Origin of the sequence: Leptolyngbya sp. 'hensonii' (assembly GCF_001939115.1) — a bacterium.
GTDB lineage: Bacteria > Cyanobacteriota > Cyanobacteriia.
In genome coordinates this window covers 96432-108230 of sequence record NZ_MQTZ01000047.1, presented here as the reverse complement: position 1 = coordinate 108230, position 11799 = coordinate 96432, and the positions used below count along the sequence as shown (strand labels likewise).

Annotated in this window: 8 protein-coding genes; all 8 read right to left on the bottom strand. The window is 50.5% G+C overall.

Annotation, left to right across the window (positions count from 1 at the left end; all coding sequences use genetic code 11):
- Window positions 1–94 precede the first annotated feature (94 nt).
- The 8 genes from BST81_RS19980 to BST81_RS19945 all read right to left on the bottom strand — a co-directional run bounded on the left by BST81_RS19980 (window position 95) and on the right by BST81_RS19945 (window position 11758).
- Window positions 95–1750, bottom strand: coding sequence for an FAD-binding domain-containing protein (locus BST81_RS19980; protein WP_253188395.1), 1656 nt, complete (start codon window positions 1748–1750; stop codon window positions 95–97).
- On the bottom strand, window positions 1747–2496 hold the full coding sequence (locus BST81_RS19975) for a DnaJ domain-containing protein (protein ID WP_075600274.1): 750 nt from the start codon (window positions 2494–2496) through the stop codon (window positions 1747–1749). Before BST81_RS19975 ends, BST81_RS19980 begins: the two co-directional genes overlap by 4 nt.
- Before the next feature lie 81 nt (window positions 2497–2577).
- Window positions 2578–2757 carry a hypothetical protein gene (locus BST81_RS19970; RefSeq protein ID WP_075600273.1) on the bottom strand — a complete coding sequence of 60 codons (180 nt, stop codon included), beginning with the start codon at window positions 2755–2757 and terminating at the stop codon, window positions 2578–2580.
- A gap of 632 nt (window positions 2758–3389) precedes the next feature.
- Window positions 3390–4481, bottom strand: coding sequence for a phosphotransacetylase family protein (locus BST81_RS19965; protein WP_075600272.1), 1092 nt, complete (start codon window positions 4479–4481; stop codon window positions 3390–3392).
- A gap of 172 nt (window positions 4482–4653) precedes the next feature.
- Window positions 4654–5028 carry a type IV pilus biogenesis protein EbsA gene (gene ebsA / locus BST81_RS19960; protein ID WP_075600304.1) on the bottom strand — a complete coding sequence of 125 codons (375 nt, stop codon included), beginning with the start codon at window positions 5026–5028 and terminating at the stop codon, window positions 4654–4656.
- A gap of 214 nt (window positions 5029–5242) precedes the next feature.
- Window positions 5243–7075 carry a GGDEF domain-containing response regulator gene (locus tag BST81_RS19955; protein WP_075600271.1) on the bottom strand — a complete coding sequence of 611 codons (1833 nt, stop codon included), beginning with the start codon at window positions 7073–7075 and terminating at the stop codon, window positions 5243–5245.
- 18 nt (window positions 7076–7093) lie between these two features.
- Window positions 7094–10525: a PAS domain S-box protein gene (locus BST81_RS19950; protein ID WP_083636965.1), complete on the bottom strand. Its 3432-nt coding sequence runs from the start codon at window positions 10523–10525 to the stop codon at window positions 7094–7096.
- A 42-nt stretch (window positions 10526–10567) separates the two neighbouring features.
- The gene (locus BST81_RS19945; protein ID WP_075600269.1) at window positions 10568–11758 is read right to left on the bottom strand and encodes a SpoIIE family protein phosphatase; all 1191 of its coding nucleotides are present in this window, start codon (window positions 11756–11758) and stop codon (window positions 10568–10570) included.
- Window positions 11759–11799 lie beyond the last annotated feature (41 nt).

The following is an 11799-nucleotide window of genomic DNA, read 5'->3' as shown; positions in this document are numbered from 1 at the left end:
TTTCTGTGTAAGATTTTGCACAGATTCGAGGTATTTTATTGAGTATATTTGCTGAGATCGGGGGTACAGGGGGATGATTCGAGATTCTGTTGCCTTAACTCAATAAACTTAACTGGAATGATGTTGATCGAGACTTAGAGGAGGCTTTGCGTCGGTGTTCTCTGGCTGGTTTGATCTCTACCTGGGTCACAAACCAACTGCGAAGAGCCTTCGCCTGCTCCAGATCCAGGGAGTTCAGATCCAGGGGAACTGGAAACAGTTGAGGGGCTTTTGTGACAGCCCAGTCAACAGTACAGGTAACGCGATCGGCCCCAAAAGGAAGATAATCCTCTGGGAGTTGAGCCAGGTAGGGCACAATATTCTCCTGATCTAGAAATAGCCCCCGTTGTCGTTCCAGTTTTCGCACCCGTTGCTGACGGGCCTGTTTGTAATTCAGAATTGGGGCTGGATAGCCTTTAACGACAGGGGGATGGCCCAGGGTTGACGGTGGGAGGTGGGCCAGTTCTGGGACCCAACGCTGAATAAAATGACCCTCTGGATCACAGCGATCGATCGCCACTTGCTGGGGATTGTAGATGCGAGTCCATTTTTTATTGGCACAGTGGGTAACACCAGCCTGCATGGCCCATTGATAGTGGTCGATCGGACAATCTCCATCAATCAAATGACGCATAAAGTGCAGAGCCCCATAGCGCCAGTCCATCCCCAGTAGATTAGTGAGAAAACTGGCATAGATGGCTCGGGAGCGGAAATTCAACTCCAGCCAGCCCCCCGTTGCCTGTAAACATCGGGCTGCTGCATCAATGATGGGAAACCCGGTTTGACCCTCCTGCCAGGCTTGATACCAGGTTTCATTGAAGTCCCAGCCCTCTTGGTCAAAAATACTGTAGAGAGAGCGTAACTCTAACTGAGGCAAATAACGAAATCGCTGGGTAAACCCGTTTCCCCAGCGCAAACGGGAGGTCAGTTGTTCAGCACTGCGCTGGACTCTCTCGCTGGGATTGTGCTGTTGCAATTGCCGAATTTGGTGGATGCATTCTCGGGTGGAGATCAGGCCGAATTTGAGATGGGGACTGAGGCCAGTCGTGGCCATGGCACTGGGATAGGACAATTGCCAGTAGTAGCGATCGGCTTTGTGGTCGAAAAACTCCTGCAGTAACTGATAGGCAAATGCTGTACTGGCCGGGGGAATGGGTTTCCCATCCGGGATCAATCCCAACTCGGTCACAGTGGGCAGAGGGTTGCTGACCACCTCCTCTGGCACCTCTACCCGCTCTGGGGCGGGCACCCGTTCTGTGGCCATTTCGGCGAACCACCAATCCCGATAGGCCGGATAGGGGATTAGCTCAGATGTGCTGGCACAGGGTTCGAACCAGCGGATTTTCAAGTGTTGTTGGGTCAGGGTCTGATTCAGATGGGCATCCCGTACCCGGCCATAGATGCGCTCACAGTCCGTGTAAGCGTAAATGCCTTCAGCCTCTGTTTCCTGAATCAAACAGGGTAGAACTGTCACGGGATCGCCAAAGCGCAAAATCAGACGCCCCCCCCGAGATCGCAAATCCTGATCCAGGGACTTCAGGGCCTCCAACAGAAAGGCAACCCGGGCCACTCCAGTTTCTGGATGATAGAGCAAAGCCCGATCGAAGACAAAAACGGGAATCACAGCCCCCCGACGAGCGGCCCGATAGAGTGGAGCGTGGTCACTGATGCGCAAGTCACGGCGAAACCAGACAATCGTGCGATTCATCATATTTTCAGGGCTGCCTGAGCTTCCCGACGGAGCCCAGCCGCAATGCGGAAGAGCTCCTGCCCTGTATGTAAATGATGATCATCATAATTCAGGGTAAACAGATTGAGTTCTTCGATTCCATCTCCAATCTGGTTCAAGCAATAGTAGAGATGGGCGGCCACCCCCGCAACGGTAGATGGATTGGGCATGGAACGGAAACAATTCTGGGCTTGCTGGAGATAATCTTGACAGGTTTCCAGATAAGCCTGAAAGTCTTCCATGAGCTGATCATCAAAGGGGTCGGCGGCTAAATGGTTAATCTGAGTGTGCAGAGGATTAAGAATCTGGGACAGACAACGACTAACGGGGGTATAAACCTGGTTTAACCACTGCTGTAAATGCTCATCAGCCTGCTGACCGGCCCGCCGATGGGTACGATAATGGGCCTGAGAGGAGCCCGTTTTGGGGCGGTGTTCCTGGGGAAACGGGAACCGCTGATGGGCGGAATTGAAATGAAGTTGACGATCGTAGGACTGCCGCCGACAGGGATCACTTAACACTTCATAGGCTGCATTGATTTGAGTCAGCCGGTCATGGCTATCGACTTCCGAACTGGTATCAGGATGAAACTTCCTGACCAGAAGTCGATAGGACCGCTTGATATCAGCCTGGGTTGCTGTCTGCTGAACCTCTAACGTGTCGTAGTGGTTAGCGCTGTAGGCGTGATCTGGGCGAGGGGTGTTGGGGTGGGGACTGGAACTTGCCATGAATCTTATTGTATCGCCACCGGACGGTCTGCATAGAGACATCCATCTGGTGAGTCGGAGCAGGCAAGTTCAACAAGCGGATCAACTGCCCAGTAAGTTGAGCAACGCGGGATGCTTGGTTGAGAGCTTTGCTTCCATCATCAGGGAACGAATGGAGATCAGATCAGGCATTTCCTGGCGGCAGTGGGTACAGAACCAGTAAGGGCCATTCTGTCGGATATGGCGGAGGAGAACCTGAGAACAACAAGGACATTTTTTCATAAAAGGCTTTAAGTAATGTGAAAGACAGGAGAAAACTTTTAATTAATTCGCTGTTTTAATGCTCCATTTAACAATAGGAGACCTAAATCAGGAAAACAAGCGGTTTACTACCTATTGAGGTAGCAGGATTTACCCATATAACTATTAAGTTTAATCTCTGCTTTGGTTTGAACTGAATCAGGGGACAAGTCTCTGAAATCCTTTAGGGAAAAAGCTTTCCAGACTCATTTCTGACAAAAAACCGCCATGAATTTAAGTTTTGTGATGTATTCCCTTGAATAAGGTATAAAGTTGCCAACAGGCAGATTTCATCAGGGTTTCATAAAACATTAAAAAAGTCTTAATTTATAAATGTAATGGAGGCGACAATATGGTTTGGTTGCTTAAATCCTGTCTGAATGGGGGTTGGGGTCAGGGGGTATGACAGCGATTGCTGCGTTGCACCATTGATTCCATAGGCCATGGGATATTGGGAGCTGAATCTCCCAAGTAGAGATTCAGCTCCAGACCTGCTTTTTCCTGAGTCAGCCCCCACAGCCCCTGCCCTAAGGCAACAGGCGACAGCTATGGACTTGTTCAGTTCGCGTTAGCAACCTGTTCTTAAGGCTGAGACCCATCATCCTGAAGCAGGCTTAGGGCAGGGATATGGCTGGTTGCAAGCCCATTTGAGCAATCATCTGATCCAGATCAAAGTGTTCGCTCATCAATTGACGCACGCATTGCACTTTGACAGGTTCATGGAGGCGAACCTGGCCAAATGCCCGATCGATAATTTCCACGGTAGTCAATGTATCCAGGTCAACCGAGAGAATTGGAATTTCCAAATCCTCCGCTCGACTGAGTACCGTGGGATTGGGCATCATGGAACCCGTAAGAATCATGCACTGGGTGGAGGTTTCCAGGGCTGCCAGTTGAATGTCAGTCCGATCGCCGCCAGTGACCACAGCCATGTTATTGCCTTGCTGGAAATACTTCAGAGCCGAACTGACATTCATGGCTCCGATCGTCAGGCTCTCAACCATCAGGTCAAGGCGATCGGAGCGACAGAGAACTTTGGCCTGCAGTTGATGGGCCAGCTCTCGAACGCTGACGCTCCGCAGGAGGTCATTCCGGGGAAGCATCCCCAAAATGGCAATACCCTGCCGTTCCAGAAAAGGTTTGACCACATCCTGAACCTCTGACAGTTGATCTTCTGGGATGTCATTAATCAGGGCTCCCAGAAGGCGATTTCCCAAAAGCTTTTTGGCGGCTAGCAGGGCGTCGATCATGTCCGGCGTACTGTATCGGGCGACCAGCAAAACCATTGCATCCACCACACGGGCGACCTGATCCAGAGATAGGTCGAACAGACTACCTTCAGCCAGACTACCCGGACCTTCCAGCAGCATCAAGTCGCTGGTTTGACGTTCCAGGTATTGAGCTAAGGAAGCCTGGTAATCTGTCTGGTCGAGACCTTGCAGCCGTTTTCGGATCGTCTGTTCGCTTAACGCCAGAAGGGTCGGGGCCACCCGATCCTCTGCTAATTCTAGAGTTTCGATAAAGAAGCGTACATCTTCATCCAGGGGCTCTGACTGAGTTTCACTTAAATAGGTTCCGATCGGTTTGCCGTACCCAATATCTAGCCCTTTTTGTCTGAGCTGGTGAGCCAGTCCCAGAACTGTTGCCGACTTACCACAATAAGGTTCAGTCGATCCAATCAACAAATATTTTGTGGACTTCGGCACAACCAACTCCTGAACAAACGATTACCCCCCTTAATCTTACCGAATTAACGGTTGACGACTGAAATCTGGAGCGGGGATTAGAGAGAGGATGGGAAAGGGTGGTATTCCCATCAGCAGGGTTACCAGAATTGCTGGCTTATCCTTCAGGGGTTGGGAGTTTGTTAAAAAGTCCTCAGTCGTCAATTCGCAGAAGCTTGCGATAGAAAGCCTGGGAAAAATCAATAAACCGGGACCGGCGAAAATTGACTACAACATCAATCAGGTAATCGACAAACTCAAAGTTGGTTACCATCATTTCATAGCTGAGATCGGCATCTCCATCAAACTGCATCCGGCATCGGGTCAGATCAGCAGGCAGTTTGGAGACATTCCAGGTCACGATGAAAGGGATACCATCCCCCCCTTCAATTTTTCGTTCCCCTTCCAATACCCCTTTTTGATAGAGGCTAATTGCGAGAGGGAGCATTTGCCGCTTATTACCCTGATAGTAGGGCATGTAAACGCCCACGTCCTTATTGTCAGCAGGCTGAAGGTCCTTAAGAGTCATGCTGGTCATGCTGGGTTATCCTTAGCTTTCACGACGGATGTCCGAAACTTCCATGGCTAGTGTACTGCCCTGAAAGCAGGTGCAGATGCGTTTGCTCAATATAGTATTCCCTATGATGACTTGCCAACAACTCCTAAGCTAAGCGCAATTAAATTAAGGATCACTATGGGGATGCAGGGTGCATCCCTCCCTACTTGAACCCATAAAATTGGCTTCAAGCATTGGAGGGGGATAACCAGGAGGGAGGTGCCACCATTAACAGGGTGGCCGCTTCAGCCTCTACTGGAGAGGAGAAGTAATATCCCTGACCGTACTCGTAGCCCAGATCTCGAAGCTGGCTCAACTGTTGTACGGTTTCAATGCCTTCTGCGATCGCCCCCACTTCGAGGGATTGGGCCAGGGTGAAAATCGCCGTCACGATCGCCGGATTTTCCAGAAACTGACCGGTACCACTGATAAAGGAACGGTCAACTTTAACACTATCGATCGGAAACTGATGGAGATAACTCATGGAAGAGTAGCCCGTGCCAAAATCATCCAGGGCCAGGCGAATCTGCCGCTGCTTGAGTTGCTGCAGAATCACACCTGCAGTCTCAGGATTATCCAAAATTGCGCTTTCGGTGATCTCCAGGGTGAGGAATCGGCCTTCCATACCTGTTTGATGCAGAATTTGATCAATTTGCTCTACTAAATTGGGTTTGTCAAAATGCTTTACTGACAGGTTGACACTGATGGAGAGGGGCCTGTCTGAGGGAAACTGTCGTTGCCAGGTATTAAGTTGGTGACAGGCCTGCCGGATCATCCACAAATCGATCGCAGTAACTAATCCAGCATCCTCAGCCAAAGGGATGAACTGACAGGGGGGAATCAGACCCCGGGTCGGGTGAATCCATCGGGTCAGGGCTTCAAACCCGACCAAGCGACCGGTTTTCAGAGAGACGATCGGCTGATAGTGAACCTGAAATTCCTGCCGTTTCACGGCCCGTCTCAAGTCAGTTTCCAGTTGCAACAATTCCAGAGCCTGATAGTGCATGCCTGTATCAAAAACCTGATAGCGGCCTTTGCCCATAGCTTTGGCCTGGTACATGGCTGTATCTGCATCTCTCAGAACATGCTCTGGTTGATCATAACTCTTGGTGCCCAGCACAATGCCAATGCTAGCTCCAATAAAAATTTCGTCCCGATCCAGTTGAAAAGGCATCACCAGTTCCCGTTGCAGTCGGTCTGCCAGGTGCGTTGCATCATCCAGATGCTCGATTTCTCCCAGCAAAACCGTAAATTCATCCCCACCCAAGCGGGCCAGGGTATTGCCCGGACGCAGGCAAGACTCCAGCCGACGAGCCACAGCAATCAGAAGTTGATCGCCCACTAGATGTCCCAGGGAGTCATTGACGATTTTGAACCGATCGCAATCCAGAAATAATACGGCAAAAAGATGATCGGGATGTTGTCTGGCCCGATTGAGCACTTCCTGCAGCCGTTTCATGAACATGACCCGATTGGGCAGGCCAGTCAGAGAATCATGCAGAGCCATGTGCAGTAACTGTTCCTGGATCCGTTGCCGCTCTGCAATTTCGCGTTCCAACTGAGCTGTTCGTTGAATCACCCGCAGTTCTAACTCAGCATTCAATTGCCGAATCTCTGCCCTGGCTGCCAACAGGCTTAATTGGTTCTCAACCCTGGCTAGGACTTCTTCCAACTGAAATGGTTTGGTAATATAATCGACGCCACCCACCTTAAAGGCTTTCAACTTATCAGGCACTTCATCCAGGGCACTGAGAAAAATGACCGGAATTTCCTGGGTCTGGCTTTCTGCCTTGAGCCGTTGGCAGACCTCATAGCCATCCATATCGGGCATTTTAATATCCAGTAAGACTAGATCGGGTTGGGCGGCCCGAGCTACCGTTAGGGCCATTTGCCCATTAACCACACTCCGGACTTTATACCCCTGTTCTGCCAGAAGGGTCGATAAGAACTTTAAATTTTCCAGGGTGTCATCAACGATTAAGATGCTTCCCTTATATCGATCGGAGATGTTGAGACTCATCGTCAGGTTGAAATTGCGCTAATTGCTGGTTTCTGCCAGTGCCGAAGCCGTTAAATCCATAATTTTGTCACAGCGAAAATAATTAGCCAATGCAGTCAGATCTTGAGCCAGGGCCTGACAGGATTCAGGAATTGCCTCAATTAATTGCAGAATTAACTCATTGTCAGCTAGGGTTGCTGCCTCATGGAGTTGTGTAATCCACGAATTAGGCATCGATCGCAAAGCGCTGATCCAGGAAGAATCAGGCTTAATTCTATCTTCGAGAGGATTAAAAACAGCCGCTGATGTTGTGTCACCAAATTCAAGAGAGTGTTGACTCTCCTCCTCATATAAATAACGCACTCCTAGATAATCCGCTATCTTTTGCAAAATAATGCTCTCCTGAAATGGTTTGCGCACAAAGTCGTCACAACCTGCAGATAGCACGATCGTTTTTTCTTCCTCTAGGGCACTGGCCGTGAGAGCAATGACCACCGTAGCCTGTCCCCGCAGTTGGGTTTTAATATGCCGGGTGGCTTCATATCCATCCATCACGGGCATTTGCATATCCATCCAGATTAGATGGGGTTGCCATTCTTCCCAAAGGGTGATAGCTTCCAGCCCATTTTGTGCCTCTCGCAGCTCAAATCCAAGAGTCTCCAGCAATCTAACTAGAAGATGGCGACTTTCCCAGCGATCTTCTACCACCAGGATGCGATATGTGGGTTGATTGGGAGCCAAGCCAATCACCCGTGGCCGAGGTGTTTGGATGGTCGAGATCGTGGGTTCCGGTCGAACGGGCAGTTTCAGGCAGAAGCAGGAACCCTGACCCAGGCAGCTACTCACTGTGATATTCCCCTGCATCAGTTGGGCGAATCGCCGACTGATTGACAGTCCCAATCCGGTGCCTCCTTGCAGGGTCCGGCCAATTCCCGTTTGCACAAATGGTGCGAAAATTGTCTCCAATTCTTCAGGATCAATACCAGGGCCAGTGTCTTCCACTTCAAACGAGAGGGTCATTTGTTCTGTGTCACCTGTTCCAAGTTCTGACTTGAGATCAGGGCCAGGGCCCAATGATGAATGCTGCAGGCCCGATGGCAAATGACTATTCTCCAGGGAAACGCGCAAGGTTACCCGTCCCTGCTGGGTAAACTTGATGGCGTTACTCAGCAGATTGATCAAGATCTGGCGCAATTTGCCCTCATCAACGGCGATTTGTGGGGGAACGGCAGGGGCGAGATAGAAGATAAATTGAATGCCTTTGGCTTCAGATTTCAAGCGAAATAGATCTGCCAGCGGATCCAGCAAGTGATGCAGGTTGAAGCTGGTTTCATGGAGATGGATCTGACCGGCTTCAATTTTGGCCATATCCAGCACATCATTGATCAGGGCCAGCAGATGTTCACCGCTATTGTTGATGATGCTTAGGTAAGAGTGTTGAGTCCCATTCAAGGTTGGATCTCGGGTCATGAGTTGGGCAAAGCCAAGGATGGCGTTGAGAGGAGTCCGAAGTTCATGACTCATATTCGCCAGAAATTCGCTCTTGACCCGGTTGGCTGCCTCCGCTTCCTGTTTAGCTTGTTCCAGAGCCTGTTCAGCCTGTTTTCGTTCCGAGATATCTGTTCCAATCGACAGAATTTCTGTTGCGATGCCCTCTGGATTCACGATCGGCTTATTGGCCCAGGCAATCCAGACCCGCTTCCCATCTCGACGAATATTTTCATTCTCGTTAATCAGATGTTGTTCTGGGTTGCGGCAGATATCCCGCATCAGCTCAGTTAGGCTACGGCCAGAAAGCTCTGTTTCTGGCACGATCGTACCAATGATATTGTGACCAAGCAATTGACTTTGTTCAAAGCCAAAGAAATCCAACCCATAGTCGTTCATAAAGATAATTTGGCCTGCTGTATCCCAGCGGAGAATAATACAATTTGCCGCCTGAACCAGGGCTCGATACTCCGCCTCACTATTTTGCAGGGCTGCTTCCGCCAACTTCCGTTCCAATTCAACAGCAGCCCGGGCTGCAAAAATCCGCAGAATCAGTTCCCGATCGATGTCCCGGGTCATCGGTTTAGAGTCCAGGACTGCCAGATGTCCCAAAATTCGGCCTGACTGATCAGCCAGGGGAATACCCAGGTAGCTGACTACATCCAACTCCGCCAGTTTCAGATCAGCAGGAAACCTTTCCTGTACATCATTGGGGTAAAAGTAGGGATGGCCAGAAAAAACAATCTCGCAGGGGGTATTTTTCAGCTCATACTCCACCTTGGAGGCCCAGTTGTCTCCTTTCCAGAAAGCCAGGGTGCGGACGCGAGTAGAATGCTGATCCACGATCGTGGTCACCAGGGCATACCGTACCTGCAAGACTGCAGCCAAGTAGCGAACGCAGGAGCGAAAGAAATCATCCGCTGTTTTGGCCGCTGTTCCGGCCACGATCAGGTGGAGTGCTTCTTCCTGTTGTTTGCGAGCGGTAGCATCGGTATGGGACCCAACCATGCGAATCGGGCGGTTGGCCCCATCCCAGATGGCCTGTCCCTGAGCCTGAATCCATTTGTAGGAACCGTCTTTACAGCGTAATCGGTATTCTGTGATGTAGTCGGGAATTTTCCGATCCAGATAGGCCCAGAGGGTGGCCATGACCAGATCATAGTCTTCCGGATGTATGCGGCTATACCAATCCTCCTGGGTCTGGCCAATTTCGTTGGCATTGTATCCCAGCATTTCTTTCCAGCGATCGGAATAGAAAGTCCGACCCTCAAGGATGTCCCAATCCCAAATCCCCTGGTGATTAGCCTGCAGCGCCAGTTGCCAGCGTTCCTCGCTCCGGCGCAGGGCTTCCTCCGCCTGTTGACGATCGCGGGCTTCCAGCGCCAGAGAGACCATCTGAGCCAGATGGCGAGCAAAATTCTGCTCCTCCAGGGTCCAGTGACGGGCTGGCCCCGTATGTTCGTGACAGAGAACCCCCACGGTCACCCCTCCCGATCGGATGGGTGCATCGAGAAGAGAAGTAATGCGATAGGGGAGCAGCCAGGTTTCCTGCAAAGCCTGGGTGCGCAAATCGGCCTGGGTTTCATGAACGGCCAGGATGTCATCTTTTTCCAGGGCCTGAAAGTAGGTTGGGTAGCGATCGGCCTGCAGGGTCACACCCGAGGAAAACTCTTCCCTCTGGTGCTCGTATAATGTATGTAGACAAATCTGGGTATGGCACTCATCATAAAACCAGACGCTGACTCGCTCCACGGCCAAGGTGTGAGCGGCAGTGCGGGTGAGCGTCTGTAAAGCACTGGTCAGATCCCCCTGGTAGAAAGCGTGATTTTTGGCCAGCTCAATCAATGCAATCTGCTGGCGATGGCGATGAAGCTGATATTGTCTCAAGCTGAGACAAGCACGATGCTTTCTGTAAGGCGGCCTGCTGACAGAGGTTACCGTTCTGCGGAGAAACTGGCCGCGTTGCCAGCGGGGAGTATCCATAGAGGGCTGCTGTTGAGGAGAAAGAGTTTGGTTACGTATCCCTTATCCAAAGTTAACCTGTATCAAGGAAAAGTCATCTTCAAAGACACTCCCCCCATTCAGGTACTGAATCTGTTCCAGAATCTGTTGCAGGATGAGGTCCCCGTTTTCCTGGACCCTCTGACTGCAATGGACCAGGAGATCCAGAAAGTCTGGTAGACCGAAAATGGTGTCATCCGGCTGGAGAAATTCATAAACCCCATCACTAAATACATACAGGACACTGTCTGGCCCTATATCACAGTAATAATTGTCATAGCGCGTGTCAGGTAGTATGCCGATCGGCATGCTGGAATCTCGCAATGACCTTACCTGGAGCGCCCGATCGGGAGCTGTAGAAATGAGAACAGCAGGGGGATGCCCAGCATTGGCATAGATCAGTTGCCGATCGGTACGATTATAGACCCCATACCAAATGGTCAAGTACTTGGCGTTTTGATTATCCATCTGAAAGTTTTCATTTAAGGCTTGCAACACCTGATTGGGTTGGTAGAAGTTAACACTTTCCAGGGCTTGCGATCGGAGAAGATTCAAAACAGCCACGGAAGGCAAGGCTGCCCCCAGCCCGTGACCTGACACATCGATCAGGTAGATCACGAGAAAATCGGGGTCCAGCCAGAAATAATCAAAACAGTCTCCGCCCAGTTGCCGCGAGGGGATAAAGCGAGTGTTAATGGTGAGGGCTCCTTTGATCGGTGCGGGCAGAAGGGACTGCACATAAGCAGCCGCCTCTGAGAGTTCCTCCTCAAGGATCTTCTGCTGGCGTTGCAAATTGCGAGTGAGCTTAGCCAGGTTTTGATTTTTAGATTTCAAATCCTGGGTGAGCTGGTAAATGCGGAGACCAGCTCTCACCCGTGCCTTCAGCTCATTCATTTCAAAGGGCTTTGTTAAGAAATCATCGGCCCCGGTATCCAATCCTTGTACCCGATCTTCGACATCGCCCCTGGAGGTAAGCAAGATAAAGAATGTGGTGGACAGGGTTGGATCGGCCTTGATTCGCCGACAGACCTCCAGCCCATCGACTTTGGGCATTATCCAATCACAAATAATCAGGGCCGGATGTAGTGCAAATGCCAGAGCAAGCCCTTCTTCTCCGTCATTAGCGGTGGTGACTTGATAGCCCTGTTTTTTCAACGTTCTTGCTAAGAGAAGCTGATTGACAGAGTTATCATCAATAATCAAAATCTGAAACATAGCAGGGCTTTAAATGAACGAACTGAGGCCCAAAGTTGATC

Excerpts from the sequence above, each read along its gene's own strand:
- BST81_RS19980 (WP_253188395.1), bottom strand. The coding sequence starts at position 1,750 with ATGATGAATCGCACGATTGTCTGGTTTCGCCGTGACTTGCGCATCAGT.
- BST81_RS19975 (WP_075600274.1), bottom strand. The coding sequence starts at position 2,496 with ATGGCAAGTTCCAGTCCCCACCCCAACACCCCTCGCCCAGATCACGCC.
- BST81_RS19970 (WP_075600273.1), bottom strand. The coding sequence starts at position 2,757 with ATGAAAAAATGTCCTTGTTGTTCTCAGGTTCTCCTCCGCCATATCCGA.
- ebsA (WP_075600304.1), bottom strand. The coding sequence starts at position 5,028 with ATGACTCTTAAGGACCTTCAGCCTGCTGACAATAAGGACGTGGGCGTT.
- BST81_RS19955 (WP_075600271.1), bottom strand. The coding sequence starts at position 7,075 with ATGAGTCTCAACATCTCCGATCGATATAAGGGAAGCATCTTAATCGTT.
- BST81_RS19950 (WP_083636965.1), bottom strand. The coding sequence starts at position 10,525 with ATGGATACTCCCCGCTGGCAACGCGGCCAGTTTCTCCGCAGAACGGTA.
- BST81_RS19945 (WP_075600269.1), bottom strand. The coding sequence starts at position 11,758 with ATGTTTCAGATTTTGATTATTGATGATAACTCTGTCAATCAGCTTCTC.